The organism is Paraburkholderia sacchari (assembly GCF_000785435.2).
Taxonomy (GTDB): Bacteria; Pseudomonadota; Gammaproteobacteria; order Burkholderiales; family Burkholderiaceae; genus Paraburkholderia; species Paraburkholderia sacchari.
In genome coordinates, this window is sequence record NZ_JTDB02000005.1 from 144626 (window position 1) to 166208 (window position 21583).

Consider the following 21583-nt stretch of genomic DNA (forward strand, 5'->3'; position numbering starts at 1 on the left):
AGACCTCTGACATGACTCCATTCGATACCAGCCTCGTACCGACCGGCGATATCCTGATCGGCGGCGAGTGGCGCCAGGGCCGCGCCGCGCCCTTCGCGAGCCTCTATCCCGCCGACCAGTCGGTGAACATGGAGGTCTCGACGGCAAGCGCCGAAGACGCCAGCGAGGCGGTCGAGAAAGCGCACGCGGCGTGGAAGAACAGCGAGTGGGCCGGCATGAAGCCGCATCTGCGCGCGCTCGTGCTCTACCGCATCGCGGACCTCATCATGCAGCGCCACGAAGCGCTCGCCCAGTTACAGCGCCGCGACAACGGCAAGCCGATCGGCGAAACGCGCGTGCTGGTGGCGAGCGCCGCCAACACGTTCCGCTACTTCGCGGCCTGCCTCGAAACGCTCGACGACGACCTCACGCCGCCGCGCGGCGACTATATGACCATGAGCGTGCACGAGCCGATTGGGGTGGTCGCCGCGATCACGCCGTGGAATTCGCCGATCGCCTCGGATGCGCAGAAGCTCGCGCCCGCGCTCGCGGCCGGCAACGCGGTGGTGCTCAAGCCCGCCGAAGTCACGCCGCTCGTTTCGCTCGCGCTGGCGCGCATCTGCGAAGAAGCGGGCGTACCCAAGGGCATCTTGAGCGTGCTGCCGGGCAAGGGCTCGGTGATCGGCGACGTGCTGGTGCGCCATCCGCTCGTGAAGAAGGTTTCGTTCACGGGCGGCACAGAAGTGGGCCGCGGCATCGCGCGCATTGCGGCGGAAAAGCTCATGCCCGTGTCGCTCGAACTGGGCGGCAAGTCGCCCACCATCGTGTTCGAAGACGCCGATCTCGACCATGCCGTGAACGGCGTGCTGTACGGCATCTTCAGCTCATCGGGCGAGGCGTGCATTGCGGGATCGCGCCTCTTCGTGCAGCGCTCGATTTACGACGCGTTCATGCAGCGGCTCGTGGAAGGCGCGCGCAAGCTGCGCGTGGGCGACCCGTCGCGCGAAAACACGCAGATGGGGCCGCTCATCACCGCGAAGCATCGCGAGTCGGTGGAGCGCTACGTGGCGATCGGTCTGGAGGAGGGCGGCCGACTGCTGTGCGGCGGCGAGCGTCCCGTGGGCGATGGCCGTGAAAGCGGTTTCTTTTATCAGCCGACCATTCTGGAAGGACTCCAGAACAGTGCGCGCATCTGCCAGGAAGAAATCTTCGGGCCAGTGCTGGTGGCGATGCCGTTCGACGACGAAGCCGCGCTGATCGAAGAAGCGAACAACAGCGTCTTTGGACTTGCCGCCGGCATCTGGACGCGCGACTACAAGCGCGCGTGGCGCGTGGCCCGCAAGCTCGAAGCGGGCACGGTCTGGATCAATACCTACAAGCTGTTCTCGATCTCCACGCCGTTCTCGGGCTGGAAGGAGAGCGGCATGGGCCGCGAGAAAGGGCGGCTCGGCATTCGCGAATATATGCAGCAAAAGAGCCTCTACTGGGGCTTGAACGACGCGCCGCTGCCCTGGGCCAACGCCTGAGCGCGCGCAACGGAGCAATGAACATGACGATTCTCGGCATCGAACAGATTACCTACGGCGTGACCGACCTCGAAACCTGCCGCCGCTTTTTCGCGGATTGGGGTTTGAAGGAAACGTCGCACGGCGAAACGCGCGCGCGCTTCGAAACGCTCAACGGCTGCACCGTGCTCGTGGCCGACGCGAACGATGCTGCGCTTCCCGCTGCATTCGAAGCGGGGCCGACGCTGCGCGAGGTGACGTGGGGCGTGGCCACGCGCAAAGAACTCGACGCGCTGCGCGAGCGCCTGAAGGGCCAGCCCGGCTATTACAGCGACGCCGACGCGGTGGGCTGTTTCGACCCGGCCGGCATGGCGATTCGCGTGGAAGTCACGCGCCGCCGCGAGATCGACCTGAAGGGCTCGCCCTCGAACGTGTGGGGCCAGACGTTGCGCGTGGATACGCCGTCGCCTATCTACGAACGCGCGGAGCCGGTTGAAGTGGGCCACGTGGTGTTCTTCACGAACTGCCTCGCGGAACAGGAAAAGTTCTATCACGAACTGCTCGGCTTCGAGACCTCGGACCGCTATCCGGACCGCGGCGCGTTCATGCGCTGCGCGCCGCACGGCGGCCATCACGACTTGTTCCTGCTCGCGCTGCCCGACGGCAAGAAGGGCCTCAACCATGTGGCGTTCACGGTGCGCGACATCCACGAGGTGTTCGGCGGCGGCCTGCATATCAGCCGTTGCGGTTGGACCACGCAACTCGGTCCAGGCCGGCATCCGGTTTCGTCGGCGTACTTCTGGTACTTCAAGAACCCGGCGGGCGGCCTGATCGAGTATTACGCCGATGAAGACGTGCTCACGCCCGAATGGCAGCCGCGCGAGTTCGAGCCGGGCCCGACCGTGTTCGCCGAGTGGGCCATCGACGGCGGCCTCGACGGCAATACGCGTCGCCAGAAGAACGCCGAGGCGCCGCAAGGCAAGTTCATGACGGAGCGTAAGCAATGAGCGACGCACAGCAAAACAGCGCGGAAAGCGGCGTGGAAAGCAGCGCACAGGATGCGCCGAGCACGGTTGTCGTGATCGGCGGCGGCCAGGCGGCGGGCTGGGTCGTGAAGACGCTGCGCAAGGAAGGCTACGCGGGCCGTCTCGTGATGATCGCCGACGAAGTGCATCTGCCCTACGAGCGTCCGCCGCTTTCGAAGGCCGTGCTCGCGGGCGAAGCCGATATCGAAACGGTGCGCATTGCGAAGCCCGACGAATTCGCCGCGCTCAATGTCGAAGCGTGGCAGCCCGACTGCGCAACGGCTATCGACCGCGCGGCGCGTGTGGTGACCGCGCGCTCGGGGCGTGAAGTGAAGTACGACCGCCTCGTGATCGCCACGGGCGGCGCGGCGCGCAAGCTGCCCGCGAGCGTGGCGAAGAGCGCGCACGTGACGTATCTGCGCACGCTCGACGAGGCGATGGCGCTGGGCGAGCGGCTGCGCCGCAGCCAGCGCGTGCTGGTGGTGGGCGGCGGCTGGATCGGGCTCGAAGTGGCCGCCACGGCGCGCAAGCTCGGCGTGGCGGCCACCGTGGTGGAGGGCGCGCCGCGTCTGTGCGCGCGTTCGCTGCCGCAGGACGTCTCGGACTTCCTGCTCGATCTGCATCGTGCGAACGGCGTTGATGTGCGTCTGAACGCGGCGCTGCTCTCGCTAGAAGACAGCGCGGAGGGCGGCGTACGCGCGACCTTCGCCGACGGCAGCACGCTCGACGCGGACTTCGCCGTCGCCGGCATCGGCCTTGCGCCGCATACCGCGCTGGCCGAGGCAGCGGGGCTGGCCGTGGAAGACGGCATCGCCGTGGATGAATTCGGTGAAACTTCGGATCCCTGCATATTCGCGTGCGGCGATGTGGCCAACCATCCGAACGCATGGCTCAAGCGCCGCGTGCGGCTGGAGTCGTGGGCCAATGCCCAGAATCAGGCGATTGCCGTGGCCAAGGCCGTGCTGGGCGTGAAAGCGCCCTATGCGGAAATTCCGTGGTTCTGGTCCGATCAGTACGACGTGAATCTGCAGATCCTCGGCGATATTCCGGCTGGCGTCGCGCCGGCGCTGCGCGGCAGTCTCGGAGAAAAGCGCGGGACGCTCTTTTTCGTCGAGGACGGGCATTTGCGCGGCGTCATCGCGATCAATTCGGCGCGCGACCTCAAGCTCGCGCGCAAATGGATGAGCCAGGGGCGCGCGGTCGATATCGCGGCACTCACGGACACCAGCAAGGCCCTCGCCTGAGGCAACAGTAAGGCAGCACTAAGGCGGCACATACGAGACAACACGGAGACGGGACGACAGGCATGACAACTTTCGACACTACCCTCGGCCATAGCGGCGGCGCCACGCTCGCCGAGCCTTACAGCGGACCGCTCACGCGAGGGTCGATCATTGCGCGGCTCGAGCGGCTGCCGGCCAATGCCATGCAGGTGCGCGCGCGTCTGCTGATTGGCCTCGCGACTTTCTTCGACGGTTTCGATGTGATTGCGATTGCCGCGACGCTGCCGATCCTGATCCAGAAGTGGCATCTCACGCCGTGGGAGATCGGTTTTCTGATCGCCTCGGGCTCGGTGGGCCAATTGATCGGCGCGTTCCTGTTTCCCTGGTTCGCGGAACGCCAGGGCCGCGTTCGTGCGATTGCGTGGAGTTCGGGCATCATCGGCGTGACGAGCATTGCCTGCGGCTTCGCGCCGTCGTTCATGGCGTTCGCCGCGCTGCGCGTAATCCAGGGCTTGGGGCTGGGCGGCGAGTTGCCGGTGGCCGCAACCTATATCAACGAGGTCAGCCGCGCTCATGGCCGCGGACGTTTCGTTCTTCTCTACGAGATCGTGTTCCCGGTTGGCCTGCTGGCGTCGAATGCGCTGGGCGCCTGGATCGTGCCGCGCTTCGGCTGGCAGGCGATGTACTTTATTGGCGCGATGCCGCTGGTGCTGTTCTTCGTGCTGCGCAAGCTCGTGCCCGAGTCGCCGCGCTGGCTGGCCGAACGCGGCCGCCTGGAGGAGGCCGACGATGCCGTGCATGCATTCGAGCGCACCGCCAAGGGGCCGCTCGCCCCGGTCACGAACGCCGCCGATTTCGATGCCCTCGTGAAGCGCCATCCAAAGCGCAGCGTGAAGGATCTGTTCGGCCCCGCGTATCTCAAGCGCTCGCTCGCCGTGGCTATGCTGTGGATGACCTGCGGCTTCATTCAGTACGGGCTCTCCACATGGCTGCCCACGATTTACCGCAACATCTATCACGCGCCGCTGCAACTCGCGCTCAATCTCGCGGTGGCTGCGTCGGTGCTCGGCGTGCTGGGTTCGCTCACCTGCGCGCTGCTGGTGGACAAGGTGGGCCGCAAGCCCATCATCAACGTCTCGTTCGTGCTGTGCGCGGTGTCGCTCGCGCTGGCCGGCATTTGCCACGCGATGTCGGTCTACGTGGTGGCGACGTTCTGCGCGCTGTCGCTCGGGTTGCTCGCCTGCGGCTTCATTACCGCCTACGTCTACACGCCGGAGCTCTATCCCACCAGCATCCGCGCGATGGGTTGCGGCATGGGCGGCGCATGGCTCAAGGTGGCGGCCATCTTCGCGCCCACCATCGTTTCGAAGACGATGATCGGCGGCAATCTGGATGTAGCCTTCTATATTCTCGCCGCCGTGCCGTTCCTCGCGGCCATCACCGTGCATTTCCTCGGCATCGAGACCAAGGGCAAGGTGCTGGAGCAACTGGAGGCTTGAGCCTCCAGTCCCTGGCAGGCCTGCTTGAATCGCGTTCGACCCAAGGGGCTCAGGCGCTGCGCTCACGCAACCGCCGCGGCCTCGTCGTTGAGCGCGGGATAGTCCGTAAGACCCTTGGAGCCGCCGCCGAACAGCGTTTCGCGCTGATGCTGCGCGAGCGGCGCGCCAACGCGCAGACGCTGCACGAGATCGGGATTGGCGACGAACGGCCGGCCAAACGCGATCAGATCGGCCCAACCAGCGTCGATGGCGTCGCGTGCTCGCTCGCCCGTGTAGCGACCCGCGTAGATCAGCACGCCGGGATACACGGCGCGCAGTTGGCGCTTGAATTCGAGCGGCATATGGGGCGCGTCGTCCCAGTCGGCTTCGGCGATATGGATGTAGGCCACGCCAATCTCGCCGAGCAGTTTGGCCGCGCCGAGATAAGTGGTTGCCGGATCGGCGTCCTCACAGCCGTTGAGCGTCGTGAGCGGCGCGAGGCGGATGCCGACGCGCTGCGCGTCGCCGGTGCCTTCGACGAGCGCACGCGCCACTTCGCCGAGAAAGCGCAGACGGTTGTCGAGCGAGCCGCCGTATTCGTCGGTGCGCGCGTTCGCGTTCGAGTCGATGAACTGGTTCACGAGATAGCCGTTCGCGGCATGCAGCTCGACGCCGTCGAAACCGGCTTCGATCGCATTGCGCGCCGCCTTGCGGTACTGGTCCACGATCTCGCGAATTTCATCGACGCTCAATGCGCGTGGTTCGGATGCCTGAACAAAACCGGGAACGCCGTCGTCGCCACTGGCGATGAACACGTTCACGCCCTTCGCCTGAAGTGCCGACGACGATACCGGCTGCTCGTCGCCGAGCAGGCTCGTGTGGCTCAGCCGGCCCACGTGCCAGAGCTGCGCGAAGATGTGGCCGCCTTTGGCATGAACCGCATCCGTTACCTTGCGCCATCCTTCGATTTGCCCGGCCGTGTGAATGCCGGGCGTCCACGCATAGCCCTTGCCGAGCGGCGCGATGTACGTGCCTTCGCTCACGATGAGTCCGGCGTCGGCACGCTGCGCGTAGTACTCGGCCATCAGCGCATTGGCTTCGTCGCCGGGCTGGCTCGCGCGTGAGCGCGTCATCGGCGGCATCACGATGCGGTTGGGCAGCGTCAGCGCGCCGAGTTGGAGAGGCTGGAACAGCGGATCATGCTTCACGATGTATTTCCTGTTCTAGTTCGCGGCGCACGCGCAGCGAACATTCAAAAGGGACTGCGGTGCCTTAACGCCGCTGATTAATCCCACTGCGCCGCGAGACCTTCGGGGCTCACCTCGCGGCCATTGCGCTCAAGCGCCGCGATTTCCGCCATGTCTTCGTCGCCCAGTTGCAGCGTTTGCGCGAGCAGGTTGCTCGCGAGGTTTTCGCGCTTCGTCGACGAAGGAATCACCGAGTAGCCGAGACGCAGCGCCCAGGCGAGCGCCACCTGGGCCGGCGTGGCGTGGCGGCGTTCGGCAATCGTGCGAATGACCGGGTCGCCGAGCACCTTTCCGTAAGCGAGCGTCATGTACGACGTCACGTGAATGCCTTCCTGCTGGAGGAAGCCCACGAGCTTGCGGCCTTGCAGATACGGGCTCAATTCGATCTGGTTGGTCGCAATGTTCTCTTTGCCCACGACGGCGATGGCCTGCTTCGTGAGCTCGATGTTGAAGTTCGAAACACCGATTTGCTTCGTGAGACCTTGCGACTTGGCCTCGGCGAGTGCGCTCATGAATTCTTCGAGCGAGACGCCGTTGTTGGGCGCGGGCCAGTGGATCAGCGTGAGATCGACTTCGTCGGTGCGCAGTTTCTTGAGGCTGTCCTTGAGGCTCGGCACGAGCTTTTCGCGCGAGTAGTTGTCGACCCAGATCTTCGTCGTGAGGAACAGGTCCTTGCGCGCGACGCCCGAGGCGGCAATCGCTTCGCCCACTTCGGCTTCGTTGCCGTAGATCTGCGCGGTGTCGATGGTGCGGTAGCCGAGTTCAAGGCCGTTGCGCACCGAGTCGATGACCACCTGGCCTTGCAGTCGGAAGGTTCCAAGACCGAATGCGGGAATGTTGCTCATGAGGTTCTCCGTTGGTGTATGAGAAAAAATCAGATATGAGTCGACGGGAGATCGCGCGCCGAACTGTGCGAGCCGCCGTTGGGCTGGTTGCGCTGCAGGTACATCTGCACGAACACCAGCGCGAGGCCCGACGCGGCGATCACGGCGCCCACGATGGGCACGGCGGCATAGCTGAAGCCCGCTGAAATCGCCGCGCCGCCCGCAGCCGCACCCACCGCATTGCCGAGGTTGAACGCGCCCACATTGACCGATGAGGCCAGCCCCGGCGCTTCCGAAGCGGCGCGCATGACGCGCATCTGCAAGGGCGGCACGACCGCGAAGGTGGCGATGCCCCAGATGACCACCGCAATCGCGGTGCCGATGTGATTCCTCGCCAGCAGCGGGAACGCCAGCATGATGGCCACCAGCAGGCTCAGGAACACGATCAGGCTGCCATTGAGCGAGCGGTCCGCGAGCCGGCCGCCGGCCACGTTGCCGATCGAGAAGCCCACGCCCACGAGCACTAGCATGACCGTCACGAACGAGGGTGATGCACCGGAAAGATGTTCGAGTGTCGGCGCAATATAGGTGTAGAGCGTGAACATCGCACCGGCGCCCAGCACCGTGGTGCCCATGGCCATCAACACGACGGGACGGGTGAGCACCTTCAATTCGCCGCGAACGTGCGGCACTTTTCCGGCTTCGCCCTTGGGCAGCGCCATGCGCAGAATCAGCATCGTGAGCACGCCCAGTGCGGCGGTGGCCGCGAACGACATGCGCCAGCCGATCGTCTGGCCGAGCCATGTTGCAGCAGGTACGCCGCCGATGTTGGCGATGGTCAGGCCCATGAACATGGTGGCGACGGCGCTGGCCTGCTTGTGACGCGGCACGACGCTTGCCGCGACGAGCGAGCCAAGCCCGAAGAACGCACCGTGGTTGAGACTCGTGACGAGTCGCGCGATCAGCAGCGTGGTGTAGTTCGACGACACAGCCGAAAGCAGATTGCCGATCACGAACAGGCTCATGAGCGCAATGAGCGCCGTTCTGCGCGACCAGCGCGAAAACGCGAGCGTCATCAGCGGCGCGCCGACCATCACGCCAATCGCGTAGGCGGTGATCAGCATGCCGGCGGTCGGAATCGATACGTGCACGCCGTCGGCAATCACGGGCAGCAGCCCCATCGGCGAAAACTCCGTGGTGCCGATGCTGAACGCGCCCATGGCGAGCGCCAGCAACGAAAGCCACGCGCTTCCTTGTTCGCTTTTCTCCGCGCCCGCCTGTTGAAGCAGCGCGGTCTTTTCAGGTGCATTCACGTCCATGCTCGATGCTCCGTTACGTTTCGTGGAAGGTGCGTTCACGTTCACAGCGCGCGCAGGCTGCCTTCGAGCCTGAAGAAGTCGAGTGACGGCGCGGTGAAGAACGAGCGCGACGTGCCCGCCGCGAAGTCGTCGATATGCACGACGGTGGCGCGGTTGGCTTCCTGCCACGAGATTGCGTAGGTTTCGCCGGCAACGTGCTGCCACGTGTAGGCGACTTCGCCCTGCGCGCCCGTGAAATCGCCTTCGGTGATTTCGTAGCGCATATGGATGCCATCCGGCGCATAGGCGTTGATGGCGGTAAGTCCGTCGTAGCGGACTTCGAAAGTCTTGCCCGCAAACGGGGGGAGTGCGGGGGCGAGAGCGAGAGACATGGGATCCGTTCCTGGATTCGAAGAAGATGGGGCGTAGTGTGCACCCTTTACTTTTGCAGAAAAACCGGTTTATAAATGAATATGTTTTGATTTGAAATCAACAATGAAAATCACCCTCGATGAGCTGCAAGCCTTTGTCAGCGTGGTCGACAGCGGATCGATCACGGCTGCCGCGCAGCAACTCGGCCTCACGATCTCGGCCACGAGCCGCACGCTCGGGCGGCTGGAGGAGAAGCTCAAGACCACGCTGCTGCGCCGTACGACGCGGCGTCTGGAGTTGACCGAAGAAGGGCGCGCGTTTCTGAACGATGCGCGGGCGATCATCGCTTCGGTGGAGGGCGCGGAGGAACAGATGGCCGCGCGCCGCGAGCGCCCGTCGGGCCGGCTGCGCGTGGACGCGGCCACGCCGTTCATGCTTCATGTGATCGTGCCCCGGGTGCAGGGCTACCGCGAGCGCTACCCGCAGGTGGAACTGGAGCTCAATAGCAATGAGGAGTTCATCGATCTGCTGGAGCGGCGCACCGATGTGGCGATTCGCATTGGCGCGCTCAAGGATTCCACGCTGCACAGCAAGCTCGTGGGCTGCAGCCGCGTGCGCATACTCGCGAGCCCCGCGTATCTGGAGGCGCATGGCCACCCGAAGCGCGTGGAAGACCTCGCGAAGCACGCGCTGCTGGGGTTCAATCAGCCCGAGACGCTCAACGTCTGGCCGATTCTCGGACCCGACAACGAGCCGTACCGGATCGCGCCGGCCATCTGGTCCTCGAGCGGCGAGACGCTGCGCCAGCTTGCGCTGGCCGGCGCCGGCATTGTCTGTCTATCCGACTTCATGACGGCGCGCGACCGGCGCGACGGCGCGCTCGTGCCGCTGTTCGCGCGCCAGACCCAGGAGGTCCGGCAGCCGATTAATGCGGTGTACTACCGAAATACCGCGATTTCGGCGCGCATTGCCTCGTTTGTGGATTATTTGATCGAGGCGGTGCGGGGGACGGAGTTCGAGCGCTAGCGTAGACCGTAATGAATTTGTCACCGTTGTGACAATAAAAGTGTCACTTCGCCGCGAACTCAATCGGCAACTGGAGCGACTGGCCTTGACCGCCGTCGAACCGTCGGCGGCCAGCGTGGGCGACTTCCTGCGACAACTTCCCCCGCACCGCGATCATATTTGACCTCCCTGCGCTGGATCCCATAGTCCGTCGTTCTTCCCATAGCCGCCCAGAAGTCCGACTCGATAAATCGTCGTCGAACGAAAAATGTCACCGGGCCGCAGCACCGTGCTTGGAAAAGCCGGCACATTCGGTGAATTCGGAAAATGCTGAGCTTCCAGACAGAAGCCATCTGATTGCCGGTAAGCCCGTCCCGACAATCCGCTATAGCGTCCGTTTAGCACGTTGCCACTATGCAGTTGCAAACCGGGTTCCGTAGTCAGAACCTCGAGGGTGCGTCCACGCGAGCCCTCGCTCACCCAGGCGGCCAACTGTGGTTGCAATGAGTGCTCAGCGCTCGACAGTACGAAGCAGTGGTCGTAACCGCGTCCGAGGCGAATCTGCGGATCATCGGATCGAATATCACGCCCGAGCGGCTTTGCTTTCCGAAAATCGAAAACAGTGCCCGCGACGCCGTGCAACTGACCGATTGGTATCAATTCTTCGTCCACCGGCAAATAATGATCGGCGAATATCGCTACCTCATGGTGAAGCGCGCTGCCACTGCCGTCACCCGCCAGGTTGAAGTACGCGTGATTGGTCGTGTTGAATACAGTGGGAGCGTCGGTTTGGGCTTCAAAGTCGATGATGACATCACCCGGCGCGGCGAGCGTATATGTCACGGCGATGGCCAACGCCCCCGGAAATCCTTGATCGCCGCATGGACTGTCCAGTTCCAGACGAACCTTCGGGCTACCCGCCTGGTCGACCACGTTCGCTACGCGCCAAGGCCGGCGATCAAATCCCCGTGGCCCCCCGTGAATGGAATGCTGACCTTCGTTGCGTTCGATCCGGTATTCAACGCCATCGAGATCGAAGCACCCGCGCGCGATACGATTCGCATACCGCCCCATCGTCGCCCCCATACGGCCCGGTGCTGAAACGTAATCCTCGAGCGTCGGATAGCCGAGTACTACCGACGCAAACTGGCCTTCGATGTCAGGTGCCCACAGACCCTGCAACGCCGCTCCCAGGGAGATCACGTCTATCGAGAAGCCGCTCTCCAGCGACAGTGTTATACGCTCAATCCGTTCACCATCGGGTAGCACACCGAAAGTCGACCGTTCAATCATTGCCTCTCTCCCGCGAAACGTCGTGCGCCATCATCCCGCGAGTTGATCAGCATGCCGAACTGACGCAATACGATGTCACGTTCGCGCCCGGCACGTTCGGCATCCAACTCGAAATACGTTTGCGTCTTCGCCTGGTGACGCACGATCTTGGCGTGGCTCTCAAAGTAGGGTATTGCGGCGGCTGACGTGAGCCACGCAAGGACGCGTTCGCATGCCTGCTGGTGAACCGTGCCGCGTAACATCCCATATACCTCTGATTCCATTCCTGTCGCTTCTGACGGCAATGCGATTTCCACTCCTGTGCCCGCCTGCCGGCGCTGCGCCGCGGCAATCTGAACAGTAACGCCTACCGCGATGCCTCCAGTCCCAACTCTTTGGGCAGGCTCCCATGCAGAACCAGGATAGTCGATTACGTTGCGATCAATGTCGTGCATCAATTGCCAGCCATCACGATCGCCAAAGCACTGTATCAGTGTAGACAACGCCAGGTAGCCAGCCCCTGAACGACGCGGATCGGGAAACACGATTCCCCCTGCGAGCATTGGATCGGCCAGAGCGGACCAAGAGGCAGGCACGGCTAATCCGCGTTGCCTGAGTAGCGACGGATCGACAACGAATGCGGTCGAGAATGCCGTCGGACGGCAGAATCCGTCGATCTCGGAGCGCACTGCCGCAGCGTTGGAACAAAGGATACGCTCTGCGATCCCGGGCGTTTTAGCAGCCGTTTCAGCCCAACCGAGAATCAAGTCGCATTGCGCCCCCGACAGCAGATACTCGGTCAGCGTCGCTGTTGGCATGCGCCAGAGATCGATTGCCACGCCGGGCAGATGCAATTTGAGTGCAGCAAGATAATCGACAAGTTCGTACGGTTCAAACGAACTGACCGCACGCAAACGCCCCTCTGACCCGGTACCGGTTGCGGCTTCTATCCGCACTGCGTCAGCAGGCAGATTGCTTCCTCTATATGGGTTACTCATATTTACCCCCGAATGCCGTTCCCTCTCTGGTGACCCGGTCAAGGATGTCCCACACTGCACTGGCGGTAAAGTCGTCGATCACGTCAGCCGCACCAGCGCCACGTAATGCGTCGGCTGGCAAACCGGTGCTTATCCCGAGCGTATATATGCCTGCACCCGTCGCGGATCGAATACCAGAGAGCGAATCTTCGAATGCAATCGCTTGCCGTGCTGTACCACCCAGGCGTTCGAGGCCAGTCAGATAGGGAAGCGGATCCGGCTTGCCACGCGCCAACTCGTCACCGATCACCAGTAAATCGACGCACTCCGTCAAACCGAGCCCGTTCAGCATTAACTCGGCATTCTGCCGTGGAGCGTTCGTCACTATTGCGACACCGACATCATTCCGGGCTGCCCAGTCGAAGACATCGATAGCGCCACGGGTAGGCTCCAGGTGCTTTACCGCCGACCGGAACAGCTCCTCCTTGCGGTCAGCGAGTTGCCGATGCCGGTTCTCAGGCTCGTTAGGGAACAGTTCCCGCATGATGGCGTCGTTCGGCGCGCCCATTATCCGCGTTCGGTATATCTCTGGCGTAATGCTACGCCCAAAGTCCGCGAGGAGCGTCTGATAGGCGGCGAAATGCAACTCGTCGGTATTGACGAGTGTTCCGTCCAAATCAAAAAGAAGCGTAAAGGGCTGCATTTCAGTATTCCTTCAGGTACTAGACGCCGCGAGCGCTCGATCGGGTGCACGAAGACGCGCAGAAATTGGCAACTACCATAAGCGCGGGTAACACCGCAAGAATGCCGACTGCGTTGACCAGCCCAATCGACTGGCCCAGATAGCCAAGCGCAATTGGCACGATGAGCAGCGAAACACCAACGGCTTGTGTGGCACCAACAGAAATCAGTGTTACGCGTGTTGGTGCAAGCCGAATGGCGTTACTGATAATCAACGGGAAAAAATTGCCGAGGCACATACCCGCCGTTACGAGTGAGGCGAGTGTTCCCAAGCGCAGTTCGCTGATCCATAGGGTAAAGATGGCGATACCGCCAAGCAGAATAACGGCCGGAAGCATAATGCGACCGTCGAGCACCGCCAGGAGACGGCTCGACACCAGGCGACCGAGGACGGTGCCACCGAAAAAGAACGCCATCATACTCACGGCTTCCGCAGGGCTAAGTGAGAGGCGGATTTCAAGGTACTGTGCTCCCCAGAAGCCGACTCCCCACTCCGCTCCGATGCCGAGCATAACCATCAACCAACTCAACACCACGGAAAATGGAACCCTGCTCAAACGCGCGCCTGCATCATCATCCGGTGCAAGAAGTGGCGCCGCGCCGTCAGCCGGCATACTCGGGCCGGGAAGCGTCGCAAAGACGATGGCCAGCGCAACTGCGCAGACTAGCAAAGCGAAACGCCATGAGAACCCTGCTGCCGAGACCTGACCGATCAACAAAGGTCCAACGAACACGCCTACTCCCGCACAGACAAAAGCCTCCACCATCGCCATATCGCGATTCTCGGCGTGGTGCCACGCAATGCCAGCTTGCACGGCCGCCTGTACACATCCCCCGGTCAATCCCATTGCAACCGCAACGAGGAGCATACCCGTCAAGCCGCTCACCTGCGTGATTGCGAGCACCGCCGTTACCATCGCAACCGCAGAGATCCGAATCAATGTGTTGATCTGCATGCGCTTAAGCAGCGCACTGCTCAAAAACCCGGAGGCAACAAGTCCGATCGCGTAAAACGTAAAGTGCCATCCTACCTGTACCGTGTCATAGTGAAATTCACTACTCAGGAACGGTAATGTGGAACCCAGCACCGACTGCTGGAAACCAAAAATTGTCAGCACCAGATAGAGAAACCATGTCGGCGCGTCCCTTCGGAACAGCACCTTTGGGTATAAGGAAATATCGTTCACGACTCAGCGCTCCAGTTCACTCTGCAAGCCGGCGAAGCTTTGCATATTGCAAAAGCATGATGGTCTTGCCATCCATGATGGCTCCACTTTCGACACACGCCAGCGCTTCGTCCAGCGTCATCTCGAGCACTTCAATTTCCTCGCCGTCTGCCTCTACTCCACCACCATCGCCGACCTTGTCGTTGTCGAAGTATTCACCGACGAAGAAATAGAGCCGTTCAGTGACAGAGCCTGGACTCATGAAAGCTTCGAAAACCTTGCGAACGTTCTCGATCCGATAGCCGGTTTCTTCTTCGGTCTCCTTGCGAATGCATGTTTCCGGGTCGTCGCGATCAAGCAGGCCGGCGCATGCTTCTATCAACATGCCGTCATGCTCGTTGACGAACGCTGGAAATCGAAACTGCCGCGTAAGCACGACAGTCTTCTTTTCGACGTTGTACAACAGGATAGTCGCGCCGTTCCCTCTATCATATGTTTCACGGCTTAACGTCTGCCAGCTTCCATCTTTTCGCTGAAAATCGAATATCGTCTTGCGTAAGACATACCAATTGTCGGACAAGAGCTCAGTCGACTTGATTCGTACACGCGCGTGTGTACTCGTTACGGCAGGCATTGATTTACTCTCCATGGGACGACAGTCGGCTCGCGTTTGGCGCGACCTTCAGCAAGCGGCAAAACATCTCGGGATCACGCAATGCGGGCGTGGTCATCACCGCGGTGTCCAGCGCGCGGTCGCAACCACATGGGCACGCCCCGTGATGCGCCCCGAGTTGCCTCACCGCCTCCCCTAACAGGCGCATGGCTGATTCACCGATATGCTTCATTTGCTCGCCAACGATCTGCGCATTGACATCTTCATGCGCGTCGTGCCAACAATCAAAATCCGTCGGGACCGCAACAAGCGCATAGCAAAGCTCGGCCTCGCGGGCGAGCTTTGCTTCCGGCATGGCCGTCATTCCGACTACTGTGCCCCCCCACATCCGGTACAAGTGCGATTCCGCACGCGTGGAAAACTGTGGCCCCTCCATGACGACGTACGTGCCGCCATTGCGAGCAGACACATCGACCACAGCCGCACTGTCCATCAGTGTTGCGCGCATACGAGCACAGATAGGCTCGCCGAACGGAACATGGCCGACCAGCCCCGGGCCGAAGAACGTCTTGTCGCGCATCAGCGTTCGATCAATAAACTGGTCAACGAGTACGAAGTGCCCCGGAGGCACATCCTCCGCGAGGCTCCCTACCGCACTCATGGAAAGTACTTGCGTGCATCCCGCCTGACGAAGTGCAGCGATATTCGCCCGAGCGTTGATAGCCGCAGGAGGTATCACGTGGCCTACGCCGTGCCGCTGCAAGAATGCCACCGGCACGCCGTCGATCTTACCCAGCGTCAGTGGCGACGACGGCTTACCGAAAGCCGTCTCGCACTCAACCACTTCGCTCCCGTCCAACCCTAGTAGTTGCTGAAAACCACTTCCGCCAATAATGCCGATGCGTGGCATCGATTCATTCGATTCGGCTTTTGTCACACTGGACCTCTCGTTTGAAAAACTGGATCACCGCTCTCGCCCATGACGAGGCGTTCATAAAGTTCTGATAGTGCTGAAGGTGCGTTGCCACGGCGTGCAATAAGTCCCTCACTCGCGTTAGAAACATAGCGTGGCTCATGAACCTTGAGATGCCGGTCTATCAGTGGCAGATAGTTCCATCGCACACCAGGATAAAGCGAATGCGCAAGATGATATGCGTCGGAAGTGGGCGCAACAAATACGCGCACCAGCCATCCCGAGATTCCGAAGTAGTCGGTTGGCCGGCCAACCAAAAATTCGAGTTCCAGGCGATCTTCGGGCTGGCCATCGATCATCCAACGGTGTTCCGTCAGCAAGGAGATCCAGGCAAACAGCGGATACGTGGTTAGCAAAGGAAGGAGCCAGCCAAACACGATCCCTTGCCAGCCACCTGCCAAATACATCAAGCCAGCCGTTGCGAGCAGCGAAGTACAGCGGGCAAACTTCGTGGCGCACGAGTGGTTCAGCAGGCTGCTGCGGACCATCGTCGCGATGTTGCCGTACGCACCGACAGGCGTTAGTGGATAGAAAAGTCTTGCATAGAATGCCCAATGCGTCAGCCCGGCAACATATCCTCCCGCTACCACTCGTGCGCGATTGGGGTCCCGTACCGAATCGTTTGGGTGGCGGTGATGTTCCAGCGTGTGAGCCTTGTGTCGACTGTGCATGTCACGTTTGAACACTGGAAACTGATAGAAAACATCACTCAGCCACCATTGCCACGCATGCGATCGGCACAGTGCGAAATGCACTGCATTGTGGCCAAATTCCTGTAGCGCGCGCATTCTGCCACCGCTCCATATCACCACTCCGATCCACGCAAGCGGTGAATGCAACATCGAACCGAATAAAACACCTGCTACGATGTCAAGCCATGTCCAGATAAAGGGCAAAGGCGCTAACCATGCGTCAAACGGGCGGTAATATGCTTCAGGACGACCCGGCCCACGCGGAATAAGACGAAGCAGGCGCAAGATACGAGCGCCGTCACGATAGTAGAACGCGACGCTGGCACGCATCATAAAACTCGCTGCGACCACGCTTACGAATGAAATGAATAATCCGTCGCTCACGATACACTCCTTTCGCCAAATGACACCACGTCGGTTTCCAGCGTCAGCGCCCTTGCCAGATCTCCGAGTCTCTTGATCACCGTCGCTTTGCTTGCCAATAGCCGCTCTGCCGATTGGTGACCTGTCGCAACCAGAACAGGTGTCCAGCCAACGGCATTCGCAACCTCGAAGTCATGCAGCGTGTCGCCGACGTAAATCGTCCGTTCAGGATTTCCACCTAACTGCTTCTGCAGCCGAATCGCCGCGGCGCGCTTGTCTATCGCAAGGTTGTCGGTCAGACCAACAACATACGTAAAACGCTCAAGCAAGCACTTTGCGCGAAGGGTCTGTATCAGAATTGCATTGTGTGATGCCGACAGGATAGAGACACTCATGCCTGCGCGTTCCGCAGCGGCGATTGACTCGTGAACGCCATCGTGCAAAGGACATTCGGCGACGTTTTTATCAAAGTACTCAAGATAAAAGTTCACGATTTCCGTGAACGGTACGCGCTTCAGGTCGAAACCGAGGCGCGCGTAAAAATCGGAAATGGGAAAAGAGAACGCTTCCCGGTAACTCGCATGAGTAACCGGTTTCACGCCGTAGCGTTCGGCGCAATGGTTCACTCCCCTGACGGCAAGCCAGAGATCATCGATTAACGTCCCATTCCAGTCGAACACGATATGCTCTGCGCCGCGCAGCAAACCAGGGCTTAACGTCATCATCGCCCCTTCGTGGAAAAGACGGATTCACGCAGAACGCGCGCTACGATCCCGGGCGCGAACAGTCTGTCCGGATCGACAACCAAATTTGCCACACCTATCTGCGTTTCCAGTGCGCGGCGGTTATAGCCGGACACGCGCGCGAGGCGCGCGCCGTACCAGTGATGAAAGCGGATACTCACGCTGCGTTTACCCCGTGTTTCAGGGAAGCGCTGATCCTCGGTTGTCGCCATTTGCCATGCGGACTCGACGACGTCCGACAACTGTCGCTGCAGTGATTGATAAGACAATTCCCCGCGCAGCGCTGCGTCGACATGGATATCGATGCACTCGGCTTCGAGCGCGCAGAGCGTCATTCCTTGGCTATACAGTGGGTTCATGCTCGTCAGTGCGTCGCCCACCGCGAGCAAACCTCTCGGCCACGTCGGCAAGCGTTCATAGTGGCGGCGCTGGCTGCCCGGCATGCGAAACGTCGAGATGTCCGACAGCGGCTGAGCCCTCTTAACCACATCGTAAATATCAGGAACCGGCAAATTGGCGAGCGCTTCCAGGAACTCGTCAGGATCACTCCCTGGAAAATTTCCGAACCACCCCCCTGTCGTAACCAACCAACGGTCATCCTCAATCGGGCTGATGACACCCATTGAACGTTGCGCTGGTGCTTCAGGCAGTACGAGCAAAACTCGCCAATTCGAGGCGAATTCAGGCATCCTGCGATAAATTCGCGAGGCATAACCCAAATCGGTTTGGACAACGGTCCGTTCTACGGTGCCGAACTGCGCTTGCTCTAGCCAGTCCGGCAGCCGGGTTCCACGACCACTCGCATCGACAACGAACTGCGCAGGCAGGCGTCTGCGCCCACCGCCGTCATCCACCAGCACACCGGTTATCTTCCGATCTGAATCGCTGTCGTCGAACTCACAACTCTCCACACGTGCGCCCGACAAGACTTGGATACGGGCCTCGCGCGTGATACGGCGTCTCAGGAGGTTGTCAATCAGGCGACGGCTACAGTAATGCGCACGAATACCACTGCGATACCGGTTCTTCCACAAGCCCCCCTGATACCACTTCACATCGTGACCGAGGTCCGCGACCTCTGCACCGTGGGTCTCGAGTTCAGCGAGAAAGCCGGGGAAAATCCTCTCAATCACCTGCTTGCCGCGGGAAAGAAGTAGATGAACGTGATGTTCCTGCGGAAGGCTCCGACGTGGCGCGGACTCGTCGTAGAAGTCACCTTTCTCAACTAGCGTCACGTGCTGGAAGCGTCGCGCGAGAACAGCAGCGGTCAGACAACCAGCAACGCTTGCTCCGATTACAATCGCGTGGTTGGCGCGTTGATCAGCGGGTGGGAGCGTATCCATTTAGCACCTTCGCAATGTAGTCGATATCATCGTCAGAAAGATCCGGATGCAACGGCACAGTAGTCAGCGAGCGCAACAGACGCGTTGCATTTGGACAGGGCCGTTCGTACGCTGTAAGCAATGGCAGCAAAAACAGCGGCTTGTTGTCATATTTGCCGACATCCGACGGGATGCCATGGGCCTGCTGATACCGCACAAGATCGCGTCCATCATGGCCGGCGGATTGAAGCAGCAAGGCATAGCCGTTTACTTCGCCGCCGGTGACCACAGGTAGTTCTCGAAATGCGTGGTTATTCAGCAGGGCAAGCAACCGCGCGCGGTTGCGCAACCGGCGCTCTCTGTGCGCGAGCAGGTGGCGCGAGCGTGCAAGTCCCAATGCAGCTAGCAGACCACCGAGCTTCAGGTTGACGCCAACTGACTCACCGGTCAGATTGCCAAAGCGGGTATATGACCGGATGCGCTCGGCACGCAGGCTGTCATCGGTTGTGACGAAGCCCCCTTCGCCCGTTGACATGAACTTGCAGTCGTGACTGCTGAAACAGGCGATACTTCCATGCCGTCCGATCCAGTCTCCGTTGAGTCGGGTTAGATGTGCGTGAGCGAGATCTTGGATTAGCGGGATACCGTGCTTTGCAACAAGGGCTGCCGTTTCATCCGAGCGAATCGGGTAGCCCCACATTGGCACTTCGATCACCGCGCGGGTTCGCGCGGTGATGCACCGAACGAGATCCTGCTGATCCAGCCCGAATCCATCTGGAGCAACATCGCAGAAAATTGGTTTCAAGCCAAACGCGAGAATCGGCAGCACGGTACAGATGGGACACGCGGGCGACACGATGATCTCGTCTCCCGGGTCGTGGTCGATACCCGAGAGCGCGGCAGCAACAGCCGCGGCCCCAGACGAGACCGCTATCGCATGTTCCACACCATACAGTGATGCGATTGCTGCTTCGTATTCAGCGACGATCCCCGACGTACCGGAAAATCCAGATGCGAGCGCGCGCGTCAGCTCGTTCACATCATCAGGCGAATCGTGCGAGCCTAAGTCCGCTATTGTGCGATGTTCAATCATGAATTTTATGCCTGCCGCTCCATGACGACCCGCCACACCGACTCGTCGTCGAATAACCGATCGAGCATGCGCCCGAAATTCGGGAACATCTTCAGCTCCGCCGCCTGACTACGGGTGTAGAAGCCAGCGTCCCGGACCTCGCGTTGAGCCGGCAAGACTCGCGCGGCAGTTGAACACAAATAGATGAGGTCAATGTGGTAGTGCGGCGATTGCTTGCTTTCGATGAACTCGCAAAGTACTTGATATGGACGGTGAAGAACTTGCACGTCCGCAGCGTGGTCGCCCAATGAGATGTCGCGCCCGTCGATGAAATCGACGGGCAGGCCTGTCTCCTCCTGTACCTCACGTCGCACCGCGTCATCAGGGGTTTCGCCATGTTCAATATGACCACCTGGGTACAACCAGACATCAAGTTTTCGGTGATGAACAAGCAACACTTCACGCCGCGGATTAAGAACAAAAGCCGAGGCGGTGAAGTGTTTTTCAAGGAGCGACCGCCCCGCTGCTTCGCTATTCATCAGGCACCGTGATAAGCGTTAATATGATCGGCCATGTAGTCCAGCTCTTCATTGGTGATGTCAGGATGCACGGGGATAGTAGTCATTGACGCCAGCAGTCCTTCTGCGTTCGGACAACTACGCCGATATTTTTCAAACACGGGGAATTCATATAGCGCCTTGCAGCCGTATCGCTTGATGTCAGATGGAATTCCCGACTCGTCCAGATAGTCGATGAACGCGCCATTTTTCTCGAAAAGCAGTTCGAGATTCAGGAAGTAGTAATTTGGCACGCCACCGCTAATAATTTTCTTTTCCCGTACCTTGTGATTTTCAAGTTTTGACATGAAGTACTGCACGTTCTGGCGGCGCTTTTCGATCTGCGGTGCAAGAGCGGAAAGACGACTGTGACCCAAGGCAGCCGGCAGCGCCGCGAGCTTGTAATTCAAGCCGAAATCCTTTCCGTTTAGATTTCCGAACCGGCTATAGTCTCGACAACGCTGTGCCAGGCCAGCATTGTCAGTCAGAATGAATCCACCTTCGCCCGTTGCAAGGGGCTTTCGCTCGTGCGTACTGAAGCATGAGAGATCCCCATAATGTGAAAGCGACCGGCCATGGAGCGTGGTGCCATGTGAATGAGCTAAATCAAGGACGAGCTTGATTCCGTTCGCCCGCGCCAGCGTGTGCAGTTCGTCGACTTCGGTGGGATAGCCCCACATTGGGATGTCAATGATTGCCTTTGTTCGTGCAGTTATGGCGGCGCGCACAGCATTCGGATCAGCGCCAAAGCCGTGCACCCGTGTGTCAACAAATACGGGGTTCGCCCCCGCCGCGATGACGGGGTAGGCTGTACAGAGTGGGCAGCTTGGGGTAAGCAGTACGTCGTCGCCCGCTTGCACTCCGACGGCGAATAGCGCGACACTCAGTGCCGCTCCGCCCGACGACACGGCAATAGCCTCGCTCGCACCGAACCACTCGGCTAACGCACGTTCGTAAGCACCGACAACGTCACTGGTTCCTGATAATGAGCAACTCAATGTCTTCTTGAGGGTGGGAAGGTCATCGCCGTACGTCGGACGATATTTATCTGAAATAATCATGCGGTTGCTGCGGGCGGCCGATTTGCGAACGGTGCTCATGAAGCGGGTTCCTCTGATCATGGAAGTTATTTCGGT

The 21583-nt window shown here is 60.6% G+C and carries 21 protein-coding genes; 5 read left to right on the forward strand and 16 right to left on the reverse strand.

Features of this window, described 5'->3' with window-relative positions; all coding sequences use genetic code 11:
* Positions 1 to 11 precede the first annotated feature (11 nt).
* The 4 genes from NH14_RS19070 to NH14_RS19085 all read left to right on the forward strand — a co-directional run bounded on the left by NH14_RS19070 (position 12) and on the right by NH14_RS19085 (position 5231).
* Positions 12 to 1505, forward strand: coding sequence for an aldehyde dehydrogenase (locus tag NH14_RS19070; protein WP_035524420.1), 1494 nt, complete (start codon positions 12 to 14; stop codon positions 1503 to 1505).
* Positions 1506 to 1528: 23 nt separating this feature from the next.
* Positions 1529 to 2491: a VOC family protein gene (locus NH14_RS19075; protein ID WP_035524975.1), complete on the forward strand. Its 963-nt coding sequence runs from the start codon at positions 1529 to 1531 to the stop codon at positions 2489 to 2491.
* A complete protein-coding gene (locus tag NH14_RS19080; protein WP_035524423.1) occupies positions 2488 to 3753 on the forward strand; it encodes an NAD(P)/FAD-dependent oxidoreductase in 1266 nt (421 codons plus the stop codon). The genes NH14_RS19075 and NH14_RS19080 overlap by 4 nt, the downstream gene beginning before the upstream one ends.
* Positions 3754 to 3815: 62 nt before the next feature.
* Positions 3816 to 5231 (forward strand): MFS transporter, encoded by a 1416-nt coding sequence (locus tag NH14_RS19085; protein ID WP_035524425.1) that lies wholly within the window; start codon positions 3816 to 3818, stop codon positions 5229 to 5231.
* Positions 5232 to 5293: 62 nt separating this feature from the next.
* Here NH14_RS19085 and NH14_RS19090 read toward each other — a convergent pair whose 3' ends face one another.
* From NH14_RS19090 to NH14_RS19105, 4 genes are all read right to left on the reverse strand, one after another.
* Positions 5294 to 6418: an alkene reductase gene (locus NH14_RS19090; RefSeq protein WP_035524428.1), complete on the reverse strand. Its 1125-nt coding sequence runs from the start codon at positions 6416 to 6418 to the stop codon at positions 5294 to 5296.
* 77 nt (positions 6419 to 6495) lie between these two features.
* Positions 6496 to 7302: a 2,5-didehydrogluconate reductase DkgB gene (dkgB, locus tag NH14_RS19095; protein WP_035524430.1), complete on the reverse strand. Its 807-nt coding sequence runs from the start codon at positions 7300 to 7302 to the stop codon at positions 6496 to 6498.
* 29 nt (positions 7303 to 7331) lie between these two features.
* Entirely contained in the window at positions 7332 to 8570 is a 1239-nt protein-coding gene (locus NH14_RS19100) for an MFS transporter (protein WP_052147949.1), read from the reverse strand.
* A gap of 71 nt (positions 8571 to 8641) precedes the next feature.
* A complete protein-coding gene (locus tag NH14_RS19105; protein ID WP_035524432.1) occupies positions 8642 to 8971 on the reverse strand; it encodes a MoaF-related domain-containing protein in 330 nt (109 codons plus the stop codon).
* A gap of 103 nt (positions 8972 to 9074) precedes the next feature.
* Between NH14_RS19105 and NH14_RS19110 the strand changes: the two genes are divergently transcribed.
* On the forward strand, positions 9075 to 9977 hold the full coding sequence (locus tag NH14_RS19110) for a LysR family transcriptional regulator (protein WP_035524434.1): 903 nt from the start codon (positions 9075 to 9077) through the stop codon (positions 9975 to 9977).
* A 153-nt stretch (positions 9978 to 10130) separates the two neighbouring features.
* On the opposite strand, the gene NH14_RS19115 is transcribed toward NH14_RS19110, so the two are convergent.
* From NH14_RS19115 to NH14_RS19170, 12 genes are read right to left on the reverse strand one after another with little or no spacing between them, the layout of a single operon-like run.
* On the reverse strand, positions 10131 to 11249 hold the full coding sequence (locus tag NH14_RS19115; protein ID WP_084225260.1) for an aldose epimerase family protein: 1119 nt from the start codon (positions 11247 to 11249) through the stop codon (positions 10131 to 10133).
* Positions 11246 to 12226: an ABC transporter substrate-binding protein gene (locus NH14_RS19120; protein WP_084225262.1), complete on the reverse strand. Its 981-nt coding sequence runs from the start codon at positions 12224 to 12226 to the stop codon at positions 11246 to 11248. The genes NH14_RS19115 and NH14_RS19120 overlap by 4 nt, the downstream gene beginning before the upstream one ends.
* Positions 12219 to 12908 (reverse strand): HAD family hydrolase, encoded by a 690-nt coding sequence (locus NH14_RS19125; RefSeq protein ID WP_035524440.1) that lies wholly within the window; start codon positions 12906 to 12908, stop codon positions 12219 to 12221. The genes NH14_RS19120 and NH14_RS19125 overlap by 8 nt, the downstream gene beginning before the upstream one ends.
* Positions 12909 to 12927: 19 nt before the next feature.
* Positions 12928 to 14133, reverse strand: a complete 1206-nt coding sequence (locus NH14_RS19130) for an MFS transporter (protein ID WP_035524443.1) — start codon at positions 14131 to 14133, stop codon at positions 12928 to 12930.
* 16 nt (positions 14134 to 14149) lie between these two features.
* Entirely contained in the window at positions 14150 to 14746 is a 597-nt protein-coding gene (locus NH14_RS19135; RefSeq protein WP_035524445.1) for an NUDIX domain-containing protein, read from the reverse strand.
* A 4-nt stretch (positions 14747 to 14750) separates the two neighbouring features.
* Positions 14751 to 15662: an S-methyl-5'-thioadenosine phosphorylase gene (gene mtnP / locus NH14_RS19140; protein WP_084225264.1), complete on the reverse strand. Its 912-nt coding sequence runs from the start codon at positions 15660 to 15662 to the stop codon at positions 14751 to 14753.
* Complete coding sequence (locus tag NH14_RS19145; RefSeq protein ID WP_202031710.1) at positions 15659 to 16774, reverse strand: fatty acid desaturase; 1116 nt, start codon at positions 16772 to 16774, stop codon at positions 15659 to 15661. Before NH14_RS19145 ends, mtnP begins: the two co-directional genes overlap by 4 nt.
* Complete coding sequence (locus NH14_RS19150) at positions 16771 to 17478, reverse strand: HAD family hydrolase (RefSeq protein WP_202031711.1); 708 nt, start codon at positions 17476 to 17478, stop codon at positions 16771 to 16773. The genes NH14_RS19145 and NH14_RS19150 overlap by 4 nt, the downstream gene beginning before the upstream one ends.
* On the reverse strand, positions 17475 to 18839 hold the full coding sequence (locus tag NH14_RS19155) for an FAD-dependent oxidoreductase (RefSeq protein WP_035524451.1): 1365 nt from the start codon (positions 18837 to 18839) through the stop codon (positions 17475 to 17477). Before NH14_RS19155 ends, NH14_RS19150 begins: the two co-directional genes overlap by 4 nt.
* Complete coding sequence (locus NH14_RS19160; RefSeq protein ID WP_035524454.1) at positions 18817 to 19911, reverse strand: DegT/DnrJ/EryC1/StrS family aminotransferase; 1095 nt, start codon at positions 19909 to 19911, stop codon at positions 18817 to 18819. Before NH14_RS19160 ends, NH14_RS19155 begins: the two co-directional genes overlap by 23 nt.
* A gap of 5 nt (positions 19912 to 19916) precedes the next feature.
* Positions 19917 to 20429: an NUDIX hydrolase gene (locus tag NH14_RS19165; protein WP_035524458.1), complete on the reverse strand. Its 513-nt coding sequence runs from the start codon at positions 20427 to 20429 to the stop codon at positions 19917 to 19919.
* Positions 20429 to 21547, reverse strand: a complete 1119-nt coding sequence (locus NH14_RS19170) for a DegT/DnrJ/EryC1/StrS family aminotransferase (protein WP_035524982.1) — start codon at positions 21545 to 21547, stop codon at positions 20429 to 20431. Before NH14_RS19170 ends, NH14_RS19165 begins: the two co-directional genes overlap by 1 nt.
* Positions 21548 to 21583 lie beyond the last annotated feature (36 nt).

Bases quoted from the DNA above. Each gene is read 5' to 3' on its own strand.
- NH14_RS19070 (WP_035524420.1), top strand. From the start codon at position 12: ATGACTCCATTCGATACCAGCCTCGTACCGACCGGCGATATCCTGATC.
- NH14_RS19155 (WP_035524451.1), bottom strand. From the start codon at position 18,839: ATGGATACGCTCCCACCCGCTGATCAACGCGCCAACCACGCGATTGTA.
- dkgB (WP_035524430.1), bottom strand. From the start codon at position 7,302: ATGAGCAACATTCCCGCATTCGGTCTTGGAACCTTCCGACTGCAAGGC.
- NH14_RS19115 (WP_084225260.1), bottom strand. From the start codon at position 11,249: ATGATTGAACGGTCGACTTTCGGTGTGCTACCCGATGGTGAACGGATT.
- NH14_RS19085 (WP_035524425.1), top strand. From the start codon at position 3,816: ATGACAACTTTCGACACTACCCTCGGCCATAGCGGCGGCGCCACGCTC.
- NH14_RS19170 (WP_035524982.1), bottom strand. From the start codon at position 21,547: ATGAGCACCGTTCGCAAATCGGCCGCCCGCAGCAACCGCATGATTATT.
- NH14_RS19110 (WP_035524434.1), top strand. From the start codon at position 9,075: ATGAAAATCACCCTCGATGAGCTGCAAGCCTTTGTCAGCGTGGTCGAC.
- NH14_RS19080 (WP_035524423.1), top strand. From the start codon at position 2,488: ATGAGCGACGCACAGCAAAACAGCGCGGAAAGCGGCGTGGAAAGCAGC.
- NH14_RS19120 (WP_084225262.1), bottom strand. From the start codon at position 12,226: ATGAGTAACCCATATAGAGGAAGCAATCTGCCTGCTGACGCAGTGCGG.
- NH14_RS19105 (WP_035524432.1), bottom strand. From the start codon at position 8,971: ATGTCTCTCGCTCTCGCCCCCGCACTCCCCCCGTTTGCGGGCAAGACT.
- NH14_RS19150 (WP_202031711.1), bottom strand. From the start codon at position 17,478: ATGATGACGTTAAGCCCTGGTTTGCTGCGCGGCGCAGAGCATATCGTG.
- NH14_RS19125 (WP_035524440.1), bottom strand. From the start codon at position 12,908: ATGCAGCCCTTTACGCTTCTTTTTGATTTGGACGGAACACTCGTCAAT.
- NH14_RS19075 (WP_035524975.1), top strand. From the start codon at position 1,529: ATGACGATTCTCGGCATCGAACAGATTACCTACGGCGTGACCGACCTC.
- NH14_RS19165 (WP_035524458.1), bottom strand. From the start codon at position 20,429: ATGAATAGCGAAGCAGCGGGGCGGTCGCTCCTTGAAAAACACTTCACC.
- NH14_RS19135 (WP_035524445.1), bottom strand. From the start codon at position 14,746: ATGCCTGCCGTAACGAGTACACACGCGCGTGTACGAATCAAGTCGACT.
- NH14_RS19160 (WP_035524454.1), bottom strand. From the start codon at position 19,911: ATGATTGAACATCGCACAATAGCGGACTTAGGCTCGCACGATTCGCCT.